This window comes from Clostridium sp. D33t1_170424_F3, from assembly GCF_015667585.1.
Classification (GTDB): domain Bacteria; phylum Bacillota; class Clostridia; order Oscillospirales; family Acutalibacteraceae; genus Anaeromassilibacillus.
On sequence record NZ_JADPEG010000024.1, the window covers coordinates 1 to 25,399 of the forward strand.

The following is a 25,399-nucleotide window of genomic DNA, read 5'->3' on the forward strand; positions in this document are numbered from 1 at the left end:
GCGTAGTCGATCCAGTATTCCAGCTCGTCCTTGGTGCCTTCCTCGAAGGAGAGGTAATGCATCGCGTCGAGCAGTTCCTTCCAGGCTTCGTTCACTTCGTCCTGGGTGGCTTTTTCGCTTTCAAAGACCTTTAGTGCGTTGTCACGCGCCGCGATGAACTTTGCACGGACGGACGGGACCAGCTTGTCAAGCTGCTCGTCGGTCACTTCGTTTGCCTTCTCCAGCAGAGTTTCCAGAATATCTTTGCTCACGCTGGTGAACACAAAGCGCAGGACGGCCTTGTCGTTCGGCATAGTGTAGGTGTAGGTGCAGCCATCGGCCTCAAACGGGATATCGGCGCCGTTGAGCTGCGCGCTTGCAAACGGACCGTTCGCCGGGGTGAAGGCCAGAGTCAGCTTGTCGCCCACATAGACCGTTGCGCCGAGCATACCGTCTCTCTCGATGAGCGCTTCGTACGCACCCTCCACAGACAGCTTTGCGTTTGTTCCATACTGCACGGTCAGAACCTGCTTGCCGACCGGTGCGGAATCTTTCAGAACGACCTGAACGGTAACGCTGCAGGGAGGCATGGCGAAGGTATAGATTCCGTCTTCCTGTTTGACGGTTTCAATATCAAATCCATCCTCATCCGTCACAGAAACAGACTGGATTTCCTTGCCTTGCTGTACATTCGCAACAGAGATGGAAACGGAATCGTTTTCTTTTGCCATCGCCGGGTTAGCCGTTACGTTCGCTGTGCCGCCGGCGACGTCCGCGACGGAAACCGCGTAGGTTCTTGGTGTGACCGGTTCGCCCCATGCGTCAAAGGTGAACAGGGAGTAGCCATAGGAAGAGCCCCTCTCCACACCCTGCATGCGCAGGTAGCGGCCGGTACCGGAGACTTCAAAAGTTTGCTCGCCTTCTCCGGAGGCGCTTCCTTCATAGATGGTGGTGTATTCTTCGTTGTTGTCGGACACCTGAATCAGATATTTTTTACCATAGGCAGCTTCCCAGTTGAGGCGGACCTTATGAATGCGGTAGGCCTCTCCCAGATCGATGGTGATCCAGGCGTTGTTAAGCACTTCTGCGGAAGAACCTTCAATATAAGAACTCCAGCGGGTACCATTGCTGCCGTCCACCACGTAGGAAGCGGGGTATTTGGTTTCTTCCAGATTGGCAAAGGCCTCTTTGCCTTGTGCAATGCTGACGGGGCTGTCATCGATGGTCCAGGTTCTGCGGCTGTAGACGGTTTCTCCGTCCAGAGTGTACTCTGCTGTGACCTCGTACAGCTTTGCATCCGTGCGCGGAACCTTGACTGTATACGTTTGCACCTGCCGGTCCCCGCCATCTGCGTCTCCCGCTGCTTTGACGTCGTATACCTTGGTTTCACTGAGAATTTCTTTGCCGTCCTTCAAAACGGTCAGCTTGACCTCCAACCCGTCAAGGTTCTCGTTCCGGTCGTTGACGACAGTGACGGGGAGTTCCTTGACCGTCCCCTTGCGAACCGTTTCAGACCAGTCTTTGATGATGACGCCGACCGGTGCGAACGCGTTGCGGAACGCCTCCTTAATACAGGGGTGTATGGTCGGGTTGCTGATATCGGGCATGAAAATGTCGCTGGTTGCGCCGCCCGCGTTTGGCTTGGAGTAGGTAAGGCCTGCAAAATGCATGAGGCCGACATAGTGGCGGCCCTCGCGCCAGAATTCACTGCTCTGTCCAACCGCTTTCGCGTAGAATTCCAGGCGCTCTTCACGGGTGGCGCCGGGCAGCCACTTGTCATAGTAGCCCTTTGTCAGGGAGGTTGGATCGCCGTAGCGGTCCAGCCAGAGCCAGCCGTATTCGTTGTTGATTTTTGGGTTGTCGTTGCCCCAGGGGTCCCTGCCGCTGCTTTTGTATTCGGTATTAGAGATGGTATTATAGTCAGAGAGAGTAAAAGAGTTATTCAGGAACATATACGGGTGACACTCGCTGGGGTCAGTATCGCTCTGTGGGGCAGTCCAGCCGTTGTCCCAGGGGCGGTTCTGGATGTCGTAATCGCGTACCGCCCGGATGGTGGCGGAGTATTCTGTCAGATTGTTCGCCTCATTCTGGATGTCCCAGATGATCAGGGACGGATTGTTGCACTTTTCGTCCATCCAGACATACATTTCCGGGGAGAGCGTCTCCATGGTGCAGCCGTCCGCACAATGTCCAAAGACAGCGTACTCATCCATAATCATGAAGCCCTCTTCGTCCGCGACGTCGTACCAGACGTCCGGCGCAAAGCCGACGTGGAAGCGCAGTGAATCCCAATGCATGTCCTTGAACTGCTGGTAGACGTCTCGGGCCCATTCGCGGTCAAACGGATGGTCCGCGCGCAGCGGGTCTTCGTAGAAGCGGTTCATGGCGACGTTGGTGCCGCGCAGATAATAGACCTTGCCGTTCAGCATGGGCAGCTTTGTTTCCGCGTCAAAGTGGAAGGTGCGCATGCCAAAGCGGTCGGTATAGGTATCACCGCTTGTGATGACCTCCATCTCATACAGGAATGGATTGTCCGGCGTCCAGAATTTGTCCTCTGTGCAGCCTGCGATGGAAATGGCTTCTACGTCAAACTTTGTACTGCTGCCAGCGGGAACGGAAACATTTGCTTCCGTATGGGTACCGACCAGCTTCTTTTCCTGTGTGGGTACGCCGTCTTTGAAGACGCCCAGCTCATAGATATTGAACGTGACGCCGGTGGTGACGTCGGCGTCTGTACGATTGTTGAGCGTAGTGCGGGTTTTCACGGTACCGTCTTCCAGATTGGGCGCGGTCTGCAACGCTGTTACGGCGGGAGAGTCGTTCAGAATGAACGTGACGCCGTCGATGATACCGGAATAATAGCTGTTGCGTTCCCCGTCGGTGCCCACATGCGCCGGGCAGTCCGGATCGGTCCGCTGCTGTTCATAGTTGCCCAGCATGATGACGATATCATTTTTACCCTCGTGCAGCAGATCGGTTATGTCCATATTGGATGACGTATAGTTGTACTGGTAGTCGTCCACATAGACGCCGTTGACGTAGACATAACGCCCATAATACGCCTTGCCGATGCGCAGCACCGCATTGCCCTGCGGGGCTTCCGGCAGGGTGAGAGTGGTGTGATACCACAGAGCGGAATTGTTATAGTTCGGCATCGCGACGCTGGCCTGATCCCAGAAGCCCGGCACGGGAATGGAATTGTCAAACGTCTTTGGGATCGCCTGAGGTACGGCGCTTCCTTTGCTGAAGGAAGAGCGGGTGCATTCCCAAATGCCGTTCATGTTGAGTTCCAGGCGCTCGCTGCCGGTGGGCATTTGCTCCACGGCAAACCGGCTGATCGGTTTTGCATAGTTAAACGACAGGCTGTCCAAATACAGCTCGGCGTCTGCGGGCAGGGAAATGGAAAAGGTTTCCCCGGACGCGATGGGGATTTCCTTTTCGCCAAAGCTCTCGTAATAATGGGGGCGTGTAGCGGGCAGCGTAACCTGCCGGCTGGTATCGCCGATTCCGATCGTGACCGGAACCGGAACGTCCGCCTTGTATTTCAGGTTGTATACGTTCAGTTCTCCCAGATTGTCCGGAACCGTAAAGGAAACGGATTGCCCTGCGTGATCCATCTTTACAGAGACGCCCACGGTGGCCATAATGTCCTCATAGAGCGCCGCGCCTGTCAATTCTGCATTTTTTGCCAGAAGAGTGTTGGCAGCGATCGTTTCCTCTGTGTACAGCTGCCCGTAGGAAAGCGTGAAGTAATCTAGGTTGACGTCCATCTGCGGAACCAGCTTGATCGTTGCGCCTTCCGGGATGTAGAGCGCGTCGGAATCCGCAATTTTCAAAGTATCCATGTACCAGCCGCCGGTGGTGGAGAAGTTGATTGCGCCGATCTCCTCATAGGTGTCGTCTCCCTGCAGCATGTAAACCGTAATGGTGCTGGTGTTGGGGGAGGAATATGCCACAGAAATGCGGTTTGCCTGGGTGGTGCTCTCCAGAATGAAGCCTTTGCCTCCGGTCTGCCCCATATAGGCGCCGCCGCTGGCGGCTTCATCCCTGTTAATGCTTCCGGTAATTACATTACCGTCTGCGTCGACCACCTTGGTGCTCTCCGCCTCAAACCGGGAGGAGGGGACGCGCCGGTATACGGGAACCACTTGCAGGTCCTCATCAGCCTGTAAGACAAGCGTGCCGTCTTCCCGCACTTCGCTGATTCTTTCCTCGCCGTTTACCAGAACAGACTGCAGCGTGCAGCTTTCCAGCGGCATAAAATGAACCGTGGTTTCACCGCCTTTTGCGGCCCAGGTGCCGGTGGAACAGATGCTCCAGCCGTTATTATGCGCCTGCACGTTGACGTTGACCACGTCCGTTGTCTGCGGCGGATTTTCCACCGGTGTGCCGTAGACCTCAAATTCATAAAGAGAGGTGCCGTAATCCGCCCGAAAAACTTCATTGGCGTACATACGCACATAGCGGCCCGTACCGGAGAGTTCCAATGATTGAATACCGCCGCCTTTGGCCGTACCGTTATAAACGGTAGTAAAAGAGGTGTAGTCATTCGAAACCTGAATATCGTAGTCCTTGGCGTAGGCAGCTTCCCAATTTAACACGACGCGGGAAATGTCGTATACGCCTCCCAGATCAACACAGATCCAGTTCTCATCCGTTGGCCCGTGCCGTTCCGGCAGGTAAGCGCCGGTGGCCCAGCGGGTTTTAGCGTCTCCGTCCAGCGCGAGGCTGGAGGTCATATGAGCATTGTTGCGGTCCACACGGCTGCTCGTTGCCGGTTTGTTCAGTGCAATGTTCCCGTCCGCTGCCAGCGCGGCTGCGGGAACGGTTCCAATGCCCGTCAGCAACATGGAGACGGACAGGAAAAGTGCGGTCAATTTCCTCTTTAACAATGAAACTCCTCCTTTTCATCATAGGAATACCGTTGTATCCCAACGCTTTCGAATCAAATTCACCTGCCTTCCGATTGCCGGGAGAGAACCAACGAACGATCCAATGAAATTCCATTCCGACAAGACTAATTCAACGAATAGTTGCAATTTTATTAAAACACATCTAAAAAAATAAGTCAATGTGGTTTATTCGTGTGTGGAATGCTAAAAAAATAATCTTTGCCGTTGACAATAGGACTACAACATGTTATCTTATACTTAGACTACAAAGCGTAGGCAAAGGGGGATTGGAAATGCTGCAGCAGGTTTCGGATTCTGAGCTGGAGCTGATGAAGATCATATGGGCGAATGGGGGGACGGCGCTCTATGCGCATATCATGGACGCGCTGGAGGCTGTGGGGAAGACCTGGCAGAAGAACACGGTCATTACCCTGCTGTCCCGCCTGGTGGAGAAAGGGCTGCTGAAGACTCGTAAAATCGGCCGTCGGAATGAATACACCGCCTTGGTTACGGAAGCCGATTACCAGGCGGCCCAAACAAGGTTGCTCTTGGACAAGCTCTACGAGGGCAATGTTAAAGGGCTGGTGTCAACGCTGATTCAAACGGAGATGCTGACGTCGGCAGAGTATGAGGATTTAAAGAAACTGTGGGAAGGTAGGAAAGAGCGATGAATCAGGTTTTGAAAATCGTCCTGTCGCTTTCCCTGTCAGGCGCTCTGTCGATTCTTTTACTGTATCTTGGTATCCGGTTGTGCGGGAGGACATTCAGTAAAGCGTGGCGGTACTATATTTGGCTGATTGCAGTTGTCCGCTTGCTGCTGCCCTTTGCGCCGGCGGTCAATTTATATCAGGGGATGGAGCAGGCGATGGTTCAAGTGGTTCCCTATACAGAGAAAGACCAAAGTGCAGAGGGGATTCCTCTGCAGGAGGGGGAAACAGACGCTGAAAGCGATGATGAGCAACCGCCGGTTCTCGCAGGCTTCTTTCAAAATTTGTGGGTTGTCTGGTTAATGGGCGTACTTGTGCTGTTTATAAGGAAGATCACCGTTTATCAAAGCTTTATAAAGTTTATCAGGGCTGGATGGGAGGAGGTGACGGACATCCCGCTGCTCGACCAGACGGCGGAGCTGGAAGAGCGTCTCGGTATCAAAAAGGCTGTGGAACTGCGCGTCAATCCGATGCTTTCTTCTCCGGTGTTGATCGGCTTTTTCCGTCCCTGTATTGTACTTCCTTCTGTTTCCTTGCCGGAAGCCGAATTTCAATATACGATCCAGCATGAACTGATTCATTACAAGAGAAGAGACATGTTTTATAAGTGGCTGGTCCAGCTTACGATCTGTATGCACTGGTTTAATCCGCTGGTTTATTGGATGGGGCGTGAAATCGGCCGAGCCTGCGAGCTGTCCTGTGATGAAGCGGTGATTGGCAAATTGGATCGAAAGCAGCGGGAAGCGTACGGGGATATGTTGCTCAACGCGGTCGCTTCCGGAGGAAATTACAAAAATTCTGTTGCGTCCGTTACGCTGCATGAGAGTAAAAAACAATTAAAAGAAAGGTTGGTTGCCATTATGGATTTCAAAGCGCAGTCAAAACCGGTCCGCGCTGCCGCTCTGTTGACGGCAATGGCTTTATGTGTCGGCGCATCCGCGGTTGGGGCGTATGCATCGCCGGTTCCGTCTTCAACTGTAATTTGGCATGGAACAGGGCAATGGAACGGAGAAACCTACACGTACACACAGTCAGGCTATTATGAGGCGCCGTATATTTTTCAAATTGGCTGGAATGTAAAAGGAAAGCTGGACGAAGCATATCCGGACAAAGCGGAGCTTGTCCTGGCGGACGGAAGCGCCGTCAAGGTGTCTTTTGATCGCTCCTGCAAATCGTATATGACGGATCAAAATGTGATGAACGCGCTGAAAGCCCTCTCTGAGAAATTGAAAATACAGCGTGCAAATAGTGCGCTGCCTTTTGAAAAGCCTTTGGTGATTTCTGTAGAATATGTTGGTGGAGAAAGTCCGGAAAAGCTGGCGGAGCAGTATTATGCAGACGGTTCCCTTGTCAGTTTTGTTGCGGTTTTTCCATCCCTGCCGGAGGAGGTGCAAAAGAGCTTCTGTGACCGGATGTTTACAGATGGCAAGGTTGCTTTTTTTGCAGCCGTCCTGAGAGAGGTGGACCATACGCTGGCCGACATTTATGTGAATCGGGCGTACCAGGAAGGCAAGCTAGCTTTATATGCATCCATTTTGGGGGAGACGGATGGTGATCTGGCCAATGTATATATGGAAAAGGCGTATCAGGATCGAAAGCTTACCTATTTTGCAAGTGCGGCGCCCTATCTCACCGACGACGCCAGGGACGCCTGGATTGCCCGGTGTTCCCGGGACAAACGGAACACCTATCTTGCGGTCCTGACAAGAGAAGCCGGCTAAGCTGCCAAACGCTTGCAGTCCTTTTAAAATCCCTGTACAATAGCGGCAGGGGAAAGAAGGGATACAATGGAAGGCTCCGATTTCTTTTTAGACGCCAGAGAACTACACCTGGAGAAAAATATCTGGCGTGTATTCGATACCCTTCAGACGCCGCGCGCGTATGCAAAGGGACAGATGATTTATCTGCAGGGGGAACACGCGGAATACTTGTACTATTTGCGCAAAGGCAGGGTAAAAGTTTTTCTCAGCTCGGAAAACGGCATGGAAAAAACATTGACGATTCTGGAAGAGGGAGAAATTTTTGGAGAAGCGGCGTTTTTGGACCAGCTTCCGCGCATGTCATCCGCCAAAGCGCTGACCCGTTCGGATATTGTGGCGGTGGACCGCGCCTGCCTGCTGCAGTATTTTGCCCGCCAGCCCGCGCTCGCGATGGATCTGCTGCGGTATCTGGCGCGCACGGTGCGGATGCTTTCCGCACAGGTGGACCATATGACTTTCTTGCGCGCAGACCAGCGGGTGGCACAGCTGCTGCTGAATCTGTCGGGCGCGGAACACAAGCCGGTCAGCTGTACGCATGAAGAGCTGGCAAATCTGGCGGGGACCTCCCGCGTGACGGTCAGTAAAATTTTGGGGCGGTTTGAAAAGGAAGGGTGGATTGCCACCCATTATCGAAAAATCACTGTGACGGCGCCGGAGCAGCTGCGAAGCGCTGCGTTTGCCTCACAAAAATAACGGAACCGGCGGCAAAGCATTTGCTTTGCCGCCGGTTCCGTTTGTGGTTGGTTGTTTTATCTTTGATCCAATGGGATATACTCTCTGTGAGCCGAAATACTCTTGTACGCAGGGCGGATGATTTTTCCCACGTTGATCTGCTCTTCCAGCAGATGTGCGCTCCATCCGGCGATGCGCGCCATGGCGAATACCGGCGTGAACAATTCGGGCGGAAGGCCCAGCATATGATATACGAAACCGCTGTAGAAGTCGATGTTGGCGCTGACGCCTTTGTAGGTTTTACGCTCTTCTCCGATGACGACGGGCGCAAGGCGTTCCACGCGGGAGTACAGGCCGTATTCCTTGGACAGGCCCTTTTCCTCAGACAGCTTCTGCACAAAGGTCTTAAAGATGTTGGCGCGCGGGTCGGAGATGGAATACACCGCGTGGCCCATGCCGTAAATCAGACCCGCCTTATCAAAGGCTTCCTTGTTCAGCAGTTTATGCAGGTAGCCGCGGATTTCATCCTCGTCTTCCCAGTCTTTGATAGTGGCCTTCATATCCTCGAACATCTTGACTACCTTAATGTTTGCTCCGCCGTGCTTCGGGCCCTTCAGGGAACCCAGCGCCGCAGCAATAACGGAGTAGGTATCCGTGCCGGAGGACGCTACCACGTGCGTGGTAAAGCTGGAGTTGTTGCCGCCGCCGTGCTCCGCGTGCAGGACAAGCGCAAGGTCAAGAATGCGCGCTTCCAGATCCGTGTATTTGTGGTCCAGACGCAGCATATACAAAATATTTTCCGCAATGGAAAGCTCCGGCTGCGGAACATGAATGAAAAAGCTGTTGGAGGGATGCAGTTCACGGTAATACGCCTGATAGCCGTAGACGGCCAGCTGTGGGAACAGAGCAATCAGTTCAATACACTGGCGCAAAACGTTCGGCAGAGACGTGTCGTTGCCCTTTTCGTCGTATGCGTACAGAGTCAAAACGCTTCTGGCCAGGGTGTTCATCATGTCCGATGTGGGAGCCTTCATGATAATGTCGCGCACAAAATTGGTGGGAAGCGTGCGGTACTTGTTCATGATCTGTTTAAACTCTTCGAGCTGTACCATGGTGGGAAGCTCTCCAAACAACAGCAGATAAATGGTTTCCGCAAAACCGAAGCGGTTTTCACGCAGGAAGCCGTTTACCAGATCCTGTACGTTGACGCCGCGGTAATACAGCTCGCCGTCGCAGGGAACGGTTTGCCCGTCGACCACCTTGCTGGACACGATCTCCGCAATCTCTGTCAGCCCGGTCAGGACGCCTTTGCCGTTGATGTCGCGCAGGCCGCGCTTGACGTCATATTTGGCGTAAAGGCTGGTGTCAATGGTACTATGCGATTTACAAAGATCCGTTAGCTCCAAAATGTCGGGAGTGATCTCAAAAAATTCGTCATTCGTCGTTTTTGCCATTCTGATTCCTCTTTTCCTATGGTATTCAATAAAGCCGATTATACTGCCCATTCTTCAACCGGCTTTGTAGTCCCCGGCAGCCAGGGGACAACTGCCTGTAGCGCCACAACGACGGCACTGTAATTTGACGCATTATCGTTAAGCAGTTAATTATTAATATTAAGTATAATACATTTTAGCAGTTTTAGCAAGCAGCCACCTGTTAACTAAATGTGAATTTCATGCAAGAATGTCTGAGAAATGGGGAAAAAAGCCGGGCAAGATTATGCAAAACGGTGAGAAAACAAGCGCTCTGGCAGCATGTGAAGCAAAAAATATGCTGGATTGAAGCGCCGCAGCTGCAAAATGCAACTGGAATATGCAACATGCATCAAGCCGGGTTGCACGCTTTTGCCGAATGGATTACAATAGGAATGAACATAAACAGCAGTTTTTTATCCTGCTTTACCAACAGAAAATTTTTTAGATACCGGTTTATTGCAGTTTATAAAAAATCATGAAAACGGCCCTGCGGGGCGGAAAATGGGGGATTCCTGTGTTAAAAGATTTATTGAAACAAAACAGAAGCTACCGCGGTTACGACGAAAGCCGCAAAATCACCCGGGACGAGCTGGAAGAGCTGGTGGACTGTGCGCGCTATGCGCCGTCCAGCGTCAACATGCAGCCGTTCAAATATTATCTGGCCTGCGATGCGGAGACGGTAGCAAAAATCCAGCCGCTCACCAGGTGGGCGCGCGCCCTGCCTGAACTGACGCTGCCGCATCCGGGGCATTGTCCTACAGCGTTTATTGTAATCTGTCAGGAGACGGAGTGGCATTCATCCCTTCCGCGCTTCCAAAGGGATGTGGGGATTGTGGCGCAGACCATCCTGCTCGCCGCCGTGGAAATGGGGCTGGGCGGCTGCATGATTGGCAATTACGACGCGGGCGAGGTCCGGCAGGCTCTCGGCCTGGCAGAGCATATCAGCCCGGTTTTGATTGTTGCTTTGGGGAAACCGGATGAAACAATCGTTTTGACCGAGGTGAGGGAGGACGGTTCCACCGACTATTACCGCGACGAACAGGATGTGCATTATGTCCCCAAACGCAGCCTGAAGGATATTTTGCTCTAAAAGGAAGGCGATGAAGTATGGCGAGATCTCCCTTTGTGATCGGGGTGGCGGGCGGTTCCGGCTCCGGCAAGACGACGCTGGCCACAAAACTAAAGCACGCGATCGCCGACAAAGCGCTGATCCTTTCCCACGATTTTTATTATCATGCGAACACGAATATCCCGTTTGACGAGCGGGTCAAAGCCAATTACGACCACCCCAATGCGTTTGATACGGACCTGTTGATCGCGGATATTAAAAAGTTGAAGGAGAATCGTCCAATCGACCATCCGGTGTATTCGTTTGCCACGCATTCCCGTACGCCGGAAACCGTACATGTGGAACCCGCGCCGGTTATCATTCTGGAAGGTATCCTGATATTTGAAAACCGGGAACTGCGCGACCTGATGGACATCAAGGTGTTTGTAGACGCGGATGCGGATATTCGTCTGATTCGCCGGTTGCTGCGCGACGTAAAAGAACGCGGGCGCAGCCTGGACTCCGTCATTTGCCAGTATGTGGAGACGGTCAAGCCTATGCACGAGCAGTTTGTGGAGCCCAGCAAAAAATACGCGGATCTGATTATTCCGCAGGGCGGGGAAAACAGCGTGGCGCTGCATATGCTGGTGGACCGCATCCATGCGTTGCTCCAACATACGGCTCTGTTTGACCTGTGCTGAAACGAAAAGCGGCGGAACGAGAAATCGTTCCGCCGTTTCTGTTTATCCTGCCTTTATGAGCGGCGAGACCTTCCGCACAATCCAATCCCCGGCCCGCTTGGTGGGAACCGCCAATGCCACCGATAAAACAAGAACCAGCAATGCTTTGTATCCGTCTGGAATATCAATCAGAAACCGGACCGCCAGCATCAGCACGTATTCATTAAGGTAAATATAGTAGGCCAGATCTCCCAGCTTTGCCAGCAGCCTGGAGTGCAGCCCTCTGGCGCTTAACAGGCCGAACAGGGAGACGCAGAAAACCAGATAAGAGAAGTTCAGCAGGTAATATGTCTCATATTGCACAAAACCGTATGCGTTTAACTGCGTAAAGATGAACGCCAGCGCGCAGAGGACCGAAAGCCCTTTTCCTGATAGCTTCTGATACCGCTGGTAAAACAGATAAAATATGACGCCCAGGCCGAAGCTCAGGTGATGCGAGTAGCACTCCATGAACGGGGAATCCGGTGTGAGCCCCTGATAGAAAATCAGGCCGTTGACAATAGCCGCCGATGCAAAAATCAGGAACACAATGACAGCTTTCCATTTAAGGGAGAGCCGGCGGATACAGAATACCAGAAAGAAAATGAGGTAACAAAGCAGAATGTACTGAATGTACCACATGGATGGGTCTGTGCTGCCGATGTCCACCAGAATAAAACTGAGCAGGATGTTTTTGGGAGGAACCTGGAAGACAGCGTAATACGCGATTTTCACCAGATTGACGATCCACAGCGGAACCAGGACCACCAGCAGCCTGCGCGGGATAAATCCCTTCAACCCTTTTTGGTAATAGGATGAAACCAGCCCGAAGCCGGAAAGAAACAGAAAAATTTCTACTGCCGGCGCCCCCAATACCGGCGTGGCGGGGATACGGGTCCAGCCGTGTACCAATGTCATATGCCCAAACAGGACCATCAGAATCGCCAGGCCCTTTAATTCCCGGGAGGTGTCTCTGCCCAGCTTTTCTCCGGCGGCAGCGGGCAACTTCCGGAACGACAAAATGAGAAGAAGCGCGACAATGTAAAATAAACCGGACTGCAAAAACGCGTTCATAAAGTTCTCCTTATTCCTGTGCTGGCCGGCCTAGCTGCCGGCCAGCTTTTGTTTGATATCCGGGATGCACATACCCTGCTGTTTTAAAGATTGGATTTCTTCCAGCCGGGCGACCGCTTCCTCACGGGGGAAGCGGCGGGTCAGATTTTCCCCTTCCTGTTCAAAGGGGAGCATCCCCTCTTCCGTGTAAAATTTCAGGGTGCTGTACCGGCACCCGGTCAGGCGCACCAATTCCCCGATGGAAACATATTCGGATGCCAGTATCTTTTCCATTGAACGCTGCCGGGACATGATTTACCCCTTCCTGTCATTTTAAAATTGCCTGTGGGTATCTGCGCAGGCGCATGCCCTGGATAGGTACTTTGCTTTGGACGATCGTAGGTATGGCTTCATAGAGGATGTTGTCTATTTTAATCAGTGGTACGGTGCCCTCTCGCAGGACGGTATAGTGGTGGCCGTATTTTTCCAGACGGGCGGTCACATCTTGCAGGCGGTTTTCTTTTCCTTCAAACCACGCCTCCACGTCGATAAAAATGGACTGCGAACGCTCCAGAAAGGGAAAAGTGAAGTTGACGCCGATACCAACCGGTGTGGTAAAGGTTTGTTTCTTGGCTTTTAAAAAGTTTTTGGCGAAGAATTCCCAGGATCTGTGAATCCCCACGACGAAAAGCTGCCTGGCAAGGGCGTTTTCATAGTAGATTTCGTTCATGCGGCTGGCGACCTGGTGAACCTCCTCTTCTGAGAAGAGGTCGAACAGACAGCTGCTTTCCCGCAAAAGCCAGAGCATCAGCAGCGTATCGTCCGTTACCGCTCCATCTTCCAGAATTTCCGCACGAAGCCCCTCTGTCAGGCGCGCGTACAGGGATTCGTCACTCCGGTATTCCCGCATGGATACCTCTGCTGTGACATAGTTCATATCGCAGCCCAGCAAGTTTGGGATTTCCTCCAGTACGTCGTGCGCTTTCAGGTAGTCGGTGAATGAACGCTCTATGGCCTTGAGCTTCCGGTTGGAAAAATGGGTTACCTGCTCCAGAAAATGGGGAAGGGTATTTTGTATCGATGCCTTTTTGCCCAGTATGCATTCCAACACCGTCCGCTGATGCTGCGGAAGACCCGGACGGTCTAAATGTGTGCGGTCAAGCGTCAGCTGTTCCCCCTGCATGGCAAATCCGTGATCCATGTAACATTCCAGAATGGCGGCGGCGGCCATGCAGCGCACGGCAATTTTCTTTACAACCGGCATGTGAAGGCTGTCCTGCGCGTTAAGTGCGATCAAAGCAAAGTTTTGTGCAAAGGTGAATGTTTCCATATCGAAACCTCCTCAGGGTATCCCAACGGTCGGGTAGTATTTACATACTACTTACTGCTTACTACTTACGATTTAAGAATAGCACAACGAATCAGGAAAGTCAATGGAAGAAAAAGAAAACCAGCCTCACGGGGAGGCTGGTTGCGTATGAATCAGGGTAGATTGATTTTTTTGCGGGTGATGTCCGCCAGCGCAGCGCACCCGGTCATTTTCATTGTGTCGCGCAGCTCGGAAAGAATCTTCTGCGTGTACAGGGCAACGCCTTCCGCATGTCCTCCGCAGGCGGCGGTCACATAGGGCCGTCCGATCAACACCGCGTCCGCGCCGAGGGCAAGCACCTTAAAGACGTCCGCACCGGTACGGATCGCGCCGTCCGCCAGCACTTTGATGCGCCCGCCGACCGCGTCGCAGATCGCGGGAAGCACCTCCGCCGGCGCGGGAGTATGATCCAGCACGCGGCCGCCGTGGTTTGAAACGATGATGCCGTATGCACCGGTTTCTGCCGCCTTGCGCGCGCCCTCCGGCGTCATGATGCCCTTCAGGAGTAACGGCAGCTTGGTGGAAGCAATGATCTTCCGCAGTTCGTCTACACTTTTGGAGCAGACCGGTTTACCGGCCGCCGCCAGCAGGGGAAGCCCGGCGGAGTCAATATCCATGCACAGCGCCATTGCGCCGGCCTCTTCTGCCAGCCGGATTTTCTCCAGTACCTTGGCCTTGTCCCAGGGTTTGATGGTGGGAACGGCGACGCCGCCCACGGCCTTTACCGCGCAGAGCGGGTCGGTGAAGAAGAAATCCGCCGCGCCGTCTCCGGTGAAAGCCGCGCAGCCCGCGGAAATCATGCCGGGAACCAGCTCCGCCGCGTACGTCTTTTCGTTAAAATAGCCATTGTAGTTATTGGAAAGGCCGCTGATCGGAGCGGCGAAGACCGGGCCGGCAAAGGTCTTGCCGAACAGGGAGCAGGCGGTATCCTGTCCATTGTCGGTATAGATCAGATCCATGTTCACTTTAATCCGCTCCAGCGCTTCATAGCTGTGGATAAATGCGGAACCTGTCCCTTTTCCGCCGGTTCCGGGGATTTCCCCGCGGCAGGCCACGCCGTTGCATTCACGGCAGACGCGGCAGTTCGGGGCCATGTTTTTTCTTGCGTTTTCCAGAAGTTCTTTGTATTCCATATCGGATGCCTCCTCAGATTCATTGCGCCCAGTATATCACAATTTTGAAGAGGTTTCTATCCCGGCACAGAGAAAGCCGCCCTGCGAAAGTATCTTCGTCAGAAGGCTTCGCAGGGCGGCCCTGTTTGGGATTTATAAATTTGATGTGGAAAAATCGGTGATCACTTCTTTTTCGCTGCCGTCTGGAGAATAGACAAAGCGGTCGATGTGGTTCCCCTCGTAAAAATACTGCGGCGGCGTTGGGCGGTAATGATAGTCGAAGGTATCGATGATGACGAGCTTTACCTTCATGCGCGCGGGTATAATGCTCTTTATGTAGACGCTGGCCTGCTGCCCGGGAATGACGTCCTCGCGGCTTTCCGCCAGGCCCGCCAGATTGGGAGACAGCTCCACAAAAATACCGTATGGCTCCACGGAGCGCACAATGCCCGCCACCGTTTCCCCGGCGGCAAACTGAGCCACATTTTCTTCCCAGGTGCCCAGCAGCTCCTTGTGGCTCAGGGTAATGCGCCCGTTTTCAATGGATTTGATGACGGTGCGGATATTCATTCCCACGCTGAAGCGCTCCCGCGGATGGTCGATCCGGGAGACGGAAATGGCGTCGATCGGCAGCAGTGCGATGATGCCGCAGCCGATGTCCGCAAACGCGCCGAAATTTTCCAGGTGCGTCACCTGTGCGTTGATGATGTCGCCGGGCGCCAGGCGGCTGACAAACTGTTCCCTGCATTTTTCCTGCGCAATCCGGCGGGAGAGCAGCGCCGTGGTGTGTCCTTCGCCGTCTTTTTGAAAGCCGGTCACAACAAAGCAGACCGGACGGTTGACTCTGGAAATAATCGCAATGTCGCGCACGGTCCCTTCCCGGATGCCGACCGCGCCTTCCTCGCGCGGGATCACGCCTTTGACACAGCCCAGGTCGACCAGCAGATTATGAGCGCTGTCACAGACCAGCGCACGTCCTTCCAAAATTTGACCCGTGCGGCAGGCTTCGATCAGCGCCGCGGTGCTCTGCAAAGCCGCGCGGTTTTCCACTGTGTCGATCAGCCAGCCCTCGGGGTAATAGTCAATCATTTTAAACCCTCCTTACTGTCTTACCGTATCTATATGCGATTTTTAACAGAGGCATTCGTGCGCAAAGGTGATAATTTTGTGAATTTAAGCCCGCTTCGCTTGCATATTTCCGGGGAATATACTATCATTAACATATTACGCCGTAATTTTCGGCAGACTTTAATGTAACAGAAAGAGAGATCGATTATGAAATTTGGAAAACGTAAAGCCGTCAGCGCTTTTCTGGCGTGCGCTTTGATTTTGTCCCTGTCCGCCTGCGGCGGCGACCCGGCTCCAGAGAGCGAAGCGGAAGGCTCCAAGCCGGAAAGCTCGGTCAGCTCCACCGCTTCCAGCGGGTCGGACGCTTCTTCCCAGCCGGTGGAGCCGGTGGCGATCCCCTCCGACGCGGAAGACCATGTGCGTCCGGACGACGGCAAACCGGTTGGCTACCAGATGGACAAGCCGGCGGCAGGCGAGGAGATCGCTGTGCTGCATACTTCTATGGGAGATATTAAAATTCGCCTGTTCCCGGACGCCGCCCCCAAGACGGTGGAGAACTTTAAGGGCCATATTCAGGACGGCTACTACAATGGGCTGACATTCCACCGCGTCATTAAAGATTTCATGATCCAGGGCGGCGACCCGGCGGGAGATGGCACAGGCGGCGAGAGCATCTGGGGCGCTCCCTTTGAGGATGAGTTTAACAGCAATCTGCTCAATATCCGCGGCGCGCTCTCCATGGCGAATTCCGGCGTGGACACCAACGGCAGCCAGTTCTTCATCGTGCAGACCGATGAAAAGGTGACCGATGAAACCGCTGAAAACATGATGTTTAATATGTATATGAACCGCGAGGTCTGCAAGGCGACGCTGATGATGAATGAGAAGGGTGCGTCCGGCGCATCCCAGGAGGAAATGAACGCCTATACCGACAGCCTTAACGCCGGTCTGAATGAAGTTGCGGCGGCGGGGATCCCGGAGGACCAGAAAGCGGTCCTGCAGAAGGCGATTGATCTGTACAAGGAAGTCGGCGGCACGCCGCATCTGGACTATAAGCACACTGTGTTTGGCCAGGTTTTTGAAGGCATGGATATTGTGGATCAGATTGCCAAGGTGGAAGTGGATGCGAACAGCATGCCAACGACTCCGGTCAAAATTGACAGCGCAGAACTTGTTGCTTACGAGGTGTAATAATCGACGCGGAATAAAGGCATACTAAGGAGGAAACAGCGATGAGCGAGAGCAATACACCGAATCCGCAGGAAGAAAACCGCGGACCGCAGGAACCCCAACAGCCGCCGTATCCACCCGTGCCGGGACAGCCGCCCTATCCGGGCGATCCGGCAAATGGACCGCAGACGCCTCCGCCTTATCAGGCGCCGTACCAGCCGTATGGGCAGCCGCCGTATCAGCCCTATGGGCAGAATCCGCCGCCGTTCCAAAAGCCGCCGCGTACGCCGTCCAGCCCGGAGACAGTTAAGCTGTACAACATTCTTTCCTATTTCAGCTTTTTGTGGATCGTCGGACTGATCGCGGACCATCACAACCCGAAGGTGCGGTTCCATGTGAACCAGGGTATCCTGCTTTCGATTCTGGAGCTGGCCCTTGGAATTGTGGTTGGCATTGTCAGCAGTCTGCTGACGTCGATCTTTACGGTGGGATTCGGCCCGATGCTGGTGTTTTCCCAACTGGGCGCGACCGTGGTGGGATTGCTCAAGCTGGCGCAGTTTGGCATTATCGCCGCGTTGATCATCATTGGCGTCATGCACGCCGTACAGGACAAAGAGGAGCCGCTGCCGGTTATCGGCACCCTGTTTACCGTGGTGAAATAACGCGGCGAAACAGGAGGGTATACCATGTCTGAAAAACTGGTTCATGCAACGGAGGGGTCCTTCGACGCGCTGGTATCCGGCCATCCGCTGGTGCTGGTCGACTTCTGGGCGAGCTGGTGCGGTCCCTGCCGCATGCTCGGGCCCATTATGGATGAGCTTGCGGAGAAGTACGAGGGCCGCGCCGTCATTGCCAAGGTCAACACGGAGGAAGAGCCGGACCTGGCCGCGCGGTTCAATGTGCAGAGCATCCCAAATGTCCTGCTCTTTAAAAACGGCCAGATGATTGAAAATGAAGTGGGCGTGCGTCCGCTTCAGCATTTTGAAGCGCTTTTAGACAAAAATCTCTAAGGCGGTTCTCTATATTTCTACTGTTAAATATCGCCCGCCGCATTGACAAGCTTTGCGGAGGGCGATATAATTTTTTAGTATTTTTGCAGGAGTTAAAAAAAATCCTGCAATTTGTGGAATGATTATTCTGGATAGAGATTGAAAAAATAAAATGCAGCAGGAGGGGATTGGATGTCTGTCAAGTATATTTTTGTCACAGGGGGCGTTGTGTCCGGATTGGGAAAAGGGATCACCGCGGCTTCGCTGGGGCGTCTGCTCAAGGCGCGCGGGCTGCGCGTCACCATGCAGAAGTTTGACCCGTATCTCAATGTGGACCCCGGCACGATGAATCCGTTTCAGCACGGCGAAGTCTTCGTCACGGATGACGGAGCGGAGACCGACCTGGACCTTGGCCATTACGAACGTTTTATCGATGAAAATCTGACGCAGAACAGTAACGTCACCTCCGGGCGCATCTATTGGAACGTTATCCATAAAGAGCGCAGCGGCGATTACGGCGGCGGCACCGTGCAGGTGATTCCGCATATTACAAACGAGATCAAAGACCGGATCGCCGGAGGGAAAGAAGATGTAGACGTCGCGCTGATCGAGGTGGGCGGCACAGTGGGAGACATCGAAAGCCAGCCCTTCCTGGAGGCGATCCGCCAGTTTGCGGCGGAGGTTGGACGCGGCAACTGCCTGTTCATCCATGTGACGCTGGTGCCCTATATCGCCTGTTCCAAGGAATATAAGACCAAGCCCACACAGCACAGCGTCAAGGAGCTGTTGAGCATCGGTATCCAGCCGGACGTGATCGTCCTGCGTTCCGAGCAGCCGGTGGGTGCGGAACAGAAGAAGAAAATTGCGCTCTTCTGCAATGTACGGGAAGACTGCGTCATTGAAAACCTCGATCTGCCCCTGCTGTATGCCGTGCCGCTCGCGCTGCGGGAGGAACGGCTGGACGATATTGCCTGCCGCCACTTTGGGTTGGATACGTCCGGACCGGATTTGGCGGACTGGATCAACATGGTAAACGCGGCGATGGATCTGCAGTCCAGCGTAAGGATTGCGCTGGTCGGCAAATACGTCGAATTGCATGACGCCTACCTCAGCGTTGCAGAAGCGCTGACGCACGGCGGAATTGGGAACGGCGTAAAGGTGGAGATCGACTGGGTGGACTCGGAAACGATCACGCCGGAAACCGTCGGAGAGATTTTAAAGGACGCGGACGGCGTTTTAGTCCCCGGCGGCTTTGGGCAGCGCGGAGTGGAAGGCAAAATTGAGGCGATCCGCTATGCGCGTGAAAACAGCGTGCCGTTCCTGGGCATTTGCTTGGGCATGCAGATGGCGGTGGTGGAATTTGCCCGCCATGTGCTCGGCTATAAAGACGCGAATTCCGCGGAGTTCGATCCGCAGAGCCGTCACCCTGTGATCGACCTGATGCCGGAGCAAAAGGACGTGGTCCAGTTGGGGGGCACCATGCGGTTGGGCAAATACCCCTGTAAGCTGGAGGAAGGCACGCGCGCGGCGGAACTATATGGTGAGCCGCTGATCTATGAGCGCCATCGCCACCGCTTTGAGGTCAATAACGAATACCGCGAAGAACTGGAGCGTGCCGGGGCAAGGTTTTCCGGACGGTCGCCGGACGGCCGCATTGTGGAGATGATGGAGCTGCCGGATCATCCCTGGTTTCTTGCGGCACAGTTCCACCCGGAATTCAAGTCCCGCCCCAATCGTCCGCACCCGCTGTTCCGGGGATTGATCGGCGCGGCGAAAGATTATGCGGAACGCCGTCAAAAATGATTAATCACATAGTTTCTGTAAGCCCGTTTCTTCCTCTGAGAAGAGACGGGCTTTTATGATCCAATTGTCTGACGGGATCGTATTCTTAAAGTGGTTTTCACGGAGCAAAAACAGATAGTAAAAGAAAATGGGGTTTTTCTTTACATCATTCTGTGCTAAAATAGAACAGAAACGACGTGTCAGGAGGGTTGAAAGTTTATGCTGAATCCGATCGTTATGGTTGCGTGAGCAGGGCTGACGTGACAACTGAAAAGATAAGCAACGTGTGTTGCCGTTGGCCTGTGCTGTTCTGATCATAAAAGTATATCAGGAGCGCAAAATGAGCTACAAAAAAGCAACACAAATACTGCCTCAGGAGCTGCTGGAAAAGATCCAGGAATACATTGATGGGGAATTTCTTTATATTCCCAGGATTTCCGATCGCAAAAGAGGCTGGGGAGAGGCGACCAAAACCCGGCAGGAGTTAATGGACCGGAATGAGCGCATCTTCGCGGACTATGTTGCCGGGGAGCGGATGGAGTCTCTGGCAGATCGGTATTTCCTTTCTATAAAAAGCATTCAGAGAATTATTGGCCAGCAGAAAAGAGAACAAAATGGATAAAAAGGTCCGGCACAGCTTATTTTGCTGCGCCGGACTTTCCTTATATTTGTTTACGAAAAGAAGAATAGGTGGGGTTTGCGGTACGGCGCTGCTACAATGGACGCAGAGGATGTGAAATAGTTGCATCCATTGTTTTTGAAAGCTAAGGATTATAAAAATGAGAAGAGTCACATGGAATCTGCAATACAACACCTTACCAGCAGCGATCCGGTACTGCAAAAAATGCGGCAGGAAAACAGAATTTACCTGTTCCGAACAATTTCGGGTCAACGCCCAGCGAAAATACCTGGACATTTGGCTGATCTATAAATGTCCGCATTGCGATACCACCTGGAACGCCGCGGTTTACTCCCGGGTCTCTCCGCAATCCCTGCCGCCTGGCCTGCTGGACCGTTTTCATTGCAACGACAAAGCGCTTGCGGAGCAATACGCAATGGATATTGCGTTTCTGCACCCAAACGGCGCGGAACCCGGATTGCCCGATTATACAGTTGCTGGGGATAGCTTTGCAATAGGGGAAGAGGTAGAGCTGGAGATAAAAAGCGCCTATTCCTTTCCCATAAAGGTTTCCCAATTGATCCGAAAAAAGCTTGTCATTTCGCAGAAAGCGTATGAGAAGTTGATTGACGAAGGGACGCTTATAAGTGTTTCCGGGCAGGATTTACGGAAATGCCGATTGCATAAGGGGATCACGCTTCGGTTTTTACAGTTCCCGCAGGTTCTGATAAATCCGCTCCAGTCCGTTTAAAAGCTGTTCCATTTCATCCTCGGAAAAACCGGACCAGATTTTATCGTCCGCTTCGTCAAATGACCGCTGGACCTCCCGGGCGGTTGACCGCCCTTTTTCGGTCAATGTGATCCGCCAGGAACGCCGGCAGTCAGGGGCGCGCTGGCGGTTGACCAAATCCGCTTTTTCCATATGGTCCAATACGCGGGACAAAGTTGCTGCTTCCAAATGGCAGGCGTCCGCCAGTTCCCTTTGCGTGACGTTTTCCTGTTGCAGCAGACTGGCCAGAATGCGGGGCTGTCCCTGCCCAAGCGTCAGGCCCAACTCGATGAAACGCGGCTGCAGCAGCTTTTTCCATGCGTGGCTGATGGAAAACAGCGTGTTTCGAACCTCTGAACGATCTTTCATGTCATGCGCTCCTTTTATTCCAACTCAAACTGGCCGGTGTAAAGCTGATAATAGCGGCCCTGCTTTTGCAGCAGCTCGTCGTGGCTGCCGCGCTCGATGACGATCCCTTTTTCCAGAACCAGGATGGCTTCCGCATTGCGGACGGTGGACAGCCGGTGCGCAATGACAAAAACCGTGCGCCCGTGCATCAAAGCGTCCATCCCCTTTTCAATCAGCTTTTCTGTGCGGGTGTCAACGGAACTGGTGGCTTCGTCCAGAATGAGGACCGGCGGGCGGGAAATCGCCGCGCGCGCAATGGCGAGCAGCTGCCGCTGCCCCTGGGACAGATTGGCGCCGTCGCTGTGCAGCAGCGTATTGTAACCGTCCGGCAGACGGCGGATAAACGAATCGGCGTTTGCGAGCTTAGCGGCTTTCACAACATCCTCGTCGGTCGCTTTCAGCCGGCCATAGCGGATGTTGTCCGCGATGGTGCCGGTGAAGAGATGCGTATCCTGAATCACCATGGATAAAGAACGGCGCAGGTCGTCTTTTTTAATGTCCCGCACGTCGATGCCGTCGTACGTGATCGTTCCGCCGTTAATTTCGTAAAAACGGTTGATCAGGTTGATGATGGTGGTCTTTCCCGCGCCTGTGGAGCCGACAAAAGCGATTTTCTGGCCGGGCTTGGCAAACAGGCTGATGTTGTCCAAAATCGTCTGGCCGGGCCTGTAGCCGAATGTGACGCCAAAGAAGCGCACGTCGCCGCGCAGCGGAATCAGCTCGGTCATACCATTGGGCAAGGGGTATTTCCAGGCGAACTGGCCGGTGTGCTCCGCGCACTCGCTCCGGCTGCCATCCGCATGGATTACAACATTGCAGAGGGTGGCGACGCCCTCGTCGATTTCCGGCTTCTCTTCCATCATCTCAAAAATCCGTTCCGCACCGGAGAGCGCGGAGAGCAGGAAATTGATCTGCTGGGTAAATTGGTTCAGCGGCATGGCGCTTTGGCGGACATAGACCAGATAGGAGGCAAGGCCGCCCAGATCCATCATCCCGCCGAGCACAAACAGCCCGCCGACGCAGGCGGAAACCGCATAGTTGAAATAGGACAGGCTGACGATGGTTGGGATCATCAGGCCGGAATAGGAGAGCGCTTTGGTGGACGCTTTGCGGAGCGCCTCATTTCGGCGGCAGAACTCGGCAAAATCCTGATCTTCGTGGTTAAAGACCTTTTCCACCTTTTGGCCGCTGACCATTTCTTCAATAAACCCGTTGATGTCGCCCAGTCGAGTCTGTTGTTCCGTAAAGTGCTTTTTGCTACGCTTACTGTTGAATTGGATGAACAGAAACATGGCGGCCAGAAACGCGACGACGATCAGGGAGAGCGGAACATTGAGGACCAGCAGCATGGCGATGGTGCCGGTGATCATGATTGCGCTCTGGATCAGCAGAGCAAAGCTGTTGTTCAGCGCCTCGGTCAGGGTGTCCACATCGTTGGTAAAACGGCTCATCAATTCACCGTGCGTGTGCGCGTCGTAATAGGAGAGAGGGAGCGTCTGTACATGGCGGAAGAGGTCGCCGCGGATTTCACTGACCACCTGCTGGGAGGTATGGACCATCAATTGGTTATACCCCCAGGTGGCAAGCACACCCATGCCGTACATAACGCCCATCAGGAGGAGGGCAACGATCAGGCCGGAAAGATTGCCTGGCAGAATATAGTCGTTGATGATGGGCTTCAAAAAATAGGTGCCCAGGATGTTGGCGGCGCTGCTGACGAACACCAGGACGGCGACGCCAGCCAGTGCGAGCTTATGTACACCCAGATAATGAAACAGCTGGGCCAGGGTCTTTTTGGTGTTTTTCGGCCGCTTGTAGCCGTGATTTTTAGGCGTTGCCATTATAGACCCGCTCCTTCCTGCTGGGAATGATAAATATCCTGATAGATGGGATTGGTTTTTAACAGCTCCTCATGGGCGCCGACCGCGTTAATTTTTCCATCGTCCAGAATGATGATCTGATCGGCGTGCGCAACGGAGGAAATGCGCTGTGCAATGATGATCTTAGTGGTTCCGGGCAGCGATTCCGCCATACCCTGGCGGATTTTCGCCTCTGTGGCGGTGTCGACAGCGCTGGTGGAATCGTCCAAAATCAGGACTTTGGGCTGCTTCAGCAGCGCGCGGGCGATACACAGCCGCTGTTTTTGACCGCCGGAGACATTGACGCCGCCCTGTCCCAGTTCGGTTTCATATCCCTTTTCCAGGCGTCCGATGAATTCGTCCACGCAGGCAATGCGGCAAGCCGATTCGATCTCCGCGTCGGTCGCGTCCTCCTTGCCCCAGCGCAGGTTATCCTTTACCGTACCGCTGAACAGCGTGTTTTTCTGCAGGACCATGGCGATTGCGTCGCGCAGATGGCGCAGGGGATACTCCGCGACGGGGTGGCCGTCGATCCGAACAGTCCCCTGTGTCGCGTCATACAGGCGCGGAATCAACTGGACCAGCGTGCTTTTGGCAGAACCGGTGGGACCGATGATGCCCACCGTCTGGCCGGGCTGAATATGAAAAGAAACGTCGGAAAGCACATATTCTTTTGCTTCTTTTTGATACTTGAAATAGACGTGGTCAAAGACAATGTCGCCCTGCGATACAGAAAGCTCTTTTGCGTTTTCATCCGTCAGATCAATGGGTTCGTCCATCACTTCCAAAATGCGCTTTCCGGAGGCCAGGGAGCGGGTCAGCATCATGAAGACGCTGGAAATCATCATCAGGGAGTTTAAAACCTGCAGGACATAGCTTAAAAAGCCAGTTAGCTCACCCACTTCCATGCCGCCTGCCTGGATCATTTTCCCGCCGAACCAGAGGATGCACAAAATGGTTGCGTACATGACCAGCTGCATGGCGGGCATGTTCAAAGCCGCCAGACGGAACGCCTTTTCTGAGGTGAAACGCAGGTTGTTGTTGCTTTCCTCAAACTTGGCAATCTCATAGTCGCCGCGCACATAGGCCTTGACCACCCGGATCGCAGTTAGATTTTCCTGAATGGTGCGGTTGACCAGATCGATGGCGCCCTGCATTTTGGAATAGAGCGGGCGGACATGACGGATGATCTGATACAGCATGACGCCGAGCAGGGGAGCCGCCACCAGAAAGATCAGCGCCAGGCGTGCATTGATGATAAAAGAGACGACCATAGCGGTTACCATCATCATGGGTGCGCGGAACGCGGGACGAAGGCCGGTGGCAACCGCATTTTGAATGGTGGTGATGTCGCTGGTCAGCCGGGTAATCAGCGAGGAGGTATGGAAGTGATCGGTGTTGGCGAAGGAAAAGTCCTGCAGCTTGCGGTACTCCGCTTTTCGCAGCTCCGCGCCGAGCCCTTGCCCGCAGACGGCGGAAAACCGGGCGCTTCCGATTCCCAGTATCAGTGCGACCAGCGCACAGGCGATCATCAACCCGCCTTTTTCAAAAATGTACGCTTTGTCGCCATACTTAACGCCAACGTCGATAATATCCGCCATAATGAGGGGGATAATCAGTTCAAACATGGTTTCCGCGGCGATGCAGAAGATGGCGAGAACCGCCTGCAGGCGGTAAGGCTTTATATAGGCGGCAATTCTTTTGATCATGGTCAAGTCCCCTTACATTATAAGTGCTCATACAATAATTGTATATACAATTATTGTATGAGCACTTATTGCGTTTGTCAACCACTTTGATTCAATTTTGTGGAAGGAGAGCCTTATATCCCTGTAAAAGGCCCGCCCGCTGTAAAACTTCACAGCGGGCGGGCCTTTTGCTATAGGATCGTTTTAGGGTGGGCCTCTGGTCAGGTTGTGTTTCCGTCGGCCCGTTTCATCGCTCTGTTC

The 25,399-nt window shown here is 53.7% G+C and carries 21 protein-coding genes; 11 read left to right on the forward strand and 10 right to left on the reverse strand.

What is annotated here, in order from left to right:
* A partial coding sequence (locus I4V53_RS13240; RefSeq protein WP_195986170.1) for a discoidin domain-containing protein occupies positions 1-4,871 on the reverse strand: 4,871 nt, incomplete at its 3' end.
* 293 nt (positions 4,872-5,164) lie between these two features.
* On the opposite strand from I4V53_RS13240, the gene I4V53_RS13245 reads away from it, so the two are divergent.
* From I4V53_RS13245 to I4V53_RS13255, 3 genes are all read left to right on the forward strand, one after another.
* A complete protein-coding gene (locus tag I4V53_RS13245; protein ID WP_195986171.1) occupies positions 5,165-5,542 on the forward strand; it encodes a BlaI/MecI/CopY family transcriptional regulator in 378 nt (125 codons plus the stop codon).
* On the forward strand, positions 5,539-7,299 hold the full coding sequence (locus I4V53_RS13250; protein WP_195986172.1) for a M56 family metallopeptidase: 1,761 nt from the start codon (positions 5,539-5,541) through the stop codon (positions 7,297-7,299). Before I4V53_RS13245 ends, I4V53_RS13250 begins: the two co-directional genes overlap by 4 nt.
* Positions 7,300-7,365: 66 nt before the next feature.
* On the forward strand, positions 7,366-8,031 hold the full coding sequence (locus I4V53_RS13255; RefSeq protein ID WP_195986173.1) for a Crp/Fnr family transcriptional regulator: 666 nt from the start codon (positions 7,366-7,368) through the stop codon (positions 8,029-8,031).
* 56 nt (positions 8,032-8,087) lie between these two features.
* Here the strand turns inward: I4V53_RS13255 and I4V53_RS13260 are convergent, their stop codons facing one another.
* Positions 8,088-9,464, reverse strand: a complete 1,377-nt coding sequence (locus I4V53_RS13260) for a citrate/2-methylcitrate synthase (RefSeq protein WP_195986174.1) — start codon at positions 9,462-9,464, stop codon at positions 8,088-8,090.
* Positions 9,465-9,999: 535 nt separating this feature from the next.
* Here I4V53_RS13260 and I4V53_RS13265 point away from each other — a divergent pair.
* Both I4V53_RS13265 and udk read left to right on the forward strand, forming a co-directional pair.
* Positions 10,000-10,575, forward strand: a complete 576-nt coding sequence (locus I4V53_RS13265; protein ID WP_195986175.1) for a nitroreductase family protein — start codon at positions 10,000-10,002, stop codon at positions 10,573-10,575.
* Positions 10,576-10,592: 17 nt separating this feature from the next.
* Positions 10,593-11,234 (forward strand): uridine kinase, encoded by a 642-nt coding sequence (udk, locus tag I4V53_RS13270; protein ID WP_195986176.1) that lies wholly within the window; start codon positions 10,593-10,595, stop codon positions 11,232-11,234.
* A gap of 42 nt (positions 11,235-11,276) precedes the next feature.
* Here the strand turns inward: udk and I4V53_RS13275 are convergent, their stop codons facing one another.
* From I4V53_RS13275 to I4V53_RS13295, 5 genes are all read right to left on the reverse strand, one after another.
* Positions 11,277-12,326 carry an acyltransferase family protein gene (locus I4V53_RS13275; RefSeq protein WP_195986177.1) on the reverse strand — a complete coding sequence of 350 codons (1,050 nt, stop codon included), beginning with the start codon at positions 12,324-12,326 and terminating at the stop codon, positions 11,277-11,279.
* 30 nt (positions 12,327-12,356) lie between these two features.
* The gene (locus I4V53_RS13280; protein WP_195986178.1) at positions 12,357-12,617 is read right to left on the reverse strand and encodes a helix-turn-helix domain-containing protein; all 261 of its coding nucleotides are present in this window, start codon (positions 12,615-12,617) and stop codon (positions 12,357-12,359) included.
* Between the two features lie 16 nt (positions 12,618-12,633).
* On the reverse strand, positions 12,634-13,635 hold the full coding sequence (locus I4V53_RS13285; RefSeq protein ID WP_195986179.1) for a hypothetical protein: 1,002 nt from the start codon (positions 13,633-13,635) through the stop codon (positions 12,634-12,636).
* A gap of 152 nt (positions 13,636-13,787) precedes the next feature.
* Positions 13,788-14,807 (reverse strand): alpha-hydroxy-acid oxidizing protein, encoded by a 1,020-nt coding sequence (locus I4V53_RS13290; RefSeq protein ID WP_195986180.1) that lies wholly within the window; start codon positions 14,805-14,807, stop codon positions 13,788-13,790.
* Positions 14,808-14,939: 132 nt separating this feature from the next.
* Positions 14,940-15,875 (reverse strand): S1 RNA-binding domain-containing protein, encoded by a 936-nt coding sequence (locus I4V53_RS13295; protein ID WP_195986181.1) that lies wholly within the window; start codon positions 15,873-15,875, stop codon positions 14,940-14,942.
* A gap of 186 nt (positions 15,876-16,061) precedes the next feature.
* Between I4V53_RS13295 and I4V53_RS13300 the strand changes: the two genes are divergently transcribed.
* The 6 genes from I4V53_RS13300 (at position 16,062) to I4V53_RS13325 (ending at position 21,165) form a co-directional block, all read left to right on the forward strand.
* Positions 16,062-17,045 (forward strand): peptidylprolyl isomerase, encoded by a 984-nt coding sequence (locus I4V53_RS13300; protein WP_286167164.1) that lies wholly within the window; start codon positions 16,062-16,064, stop codon positions 17,043-17,045.
* Between the two features lie 41 nt (positions 17,046-17,086).
* A complete protein-coding gene (locus tag I4V53_RS13305) occupies positions 17,087-17,686 on the forward strand; it encodes a hypothetical protein (protein WP_195986182.1) in 600 nt (199 codons plus the stop codon).
* Between the two features lie 24 nt (positions 17,687-17,710).
* On the forward strand, positions 17,711-18,034 hold the full coding sequence (trxA, locus tag I4V53_RS13310; protein WP_195986183.1) for a thioredoxin: 324 nt from the start codon (positions 17,711-17,713) through the stop codon (positions 18,032-18,034).
* A 171-nt stretch (positions 18,035-18,205) separates the two neighbouring features.
* Entirely contained in the window at positions 18,206-19,816 is a 1,611-nt protein-coding gene (gene pyrG / locus I4V53_RS13315; protein ID WP_195986184.1) for a CTP synthase, read from the forward strand.
* 319 nt (positions 19,817-20,135) lie between these two features.
* Positions 20,136-20,417, forward strand: coding sequence for a CD3324 family protein (locus tag I4V53_RS13320; RefSeq protein WP_195986185.1), 282 nt, complete (start codon positions 20,136-20,138; stop codon positions 20,415-20,417).
* A 157-nt stretch (positions 20,418-20,574) separates the two neighbouring features.
* Positions 20,575-21,165, forward strand: coding sequence for a DUF1062 domain-containing protein (locus I4V53_RS13325; RefSeq protein ID WP_195986186.1), 591 nt, complete (start codon positions 20,575-20,577; stop codon positions 21,163-21,165).
* Here I4V53_RS13325 and I4V53_RS13330 read toward each other — a convergent pair.
* From I4V53_RS13330 to I4V53_RS13340, 3 genes are read right to left on the reverse strand one after another with little or no spacing between them, the layout of a single operon-like run.
* A complete protein-coding gene (locus tag I4V53_RS13330) occupies positions 21,121-21,552 on the reverse strand; it encodes a MarR family winged helix-turn-helix transcriptional regulator (RefSeq protein WP_195986187.1) in 432 nt (143 codons plus the stop codon). The two genes, I4V53_RS13325 and I4V53_RS13330, sit on opposite strands and share 45 nt — an antisense overlap.
* Before the next feature lie 14 nt (positions 21,553-21,566).
* Positions 21,567-23,432 (reverse strand): ABC transporter ATP-binding protein, encoded by a 1,866-nt coding sequence (locus tag I4V53_RS13335; protein WP_195986188.1) that lies wholly within the window; start codon positions 23,430-23,432, stop codon positions 21,567-21,569.
* On the reverse strand, positions 23,432-25,159 hold the full coding sequence (locus I4V53_RS13340; protein ID WP_207747918.1) for an ABC transporter ATP-binding protein: 1,728 nt from the start codon (positions 25,157-25,159) through the stop codon (positions 23,432-23,434). Before I4V53_RS13340 ends, I4V53_RS13335 begins: the two co-directional genes overlap by 1 nt.
* Positions 25,160-25,399: the final 240 nt, after the last annotated feature.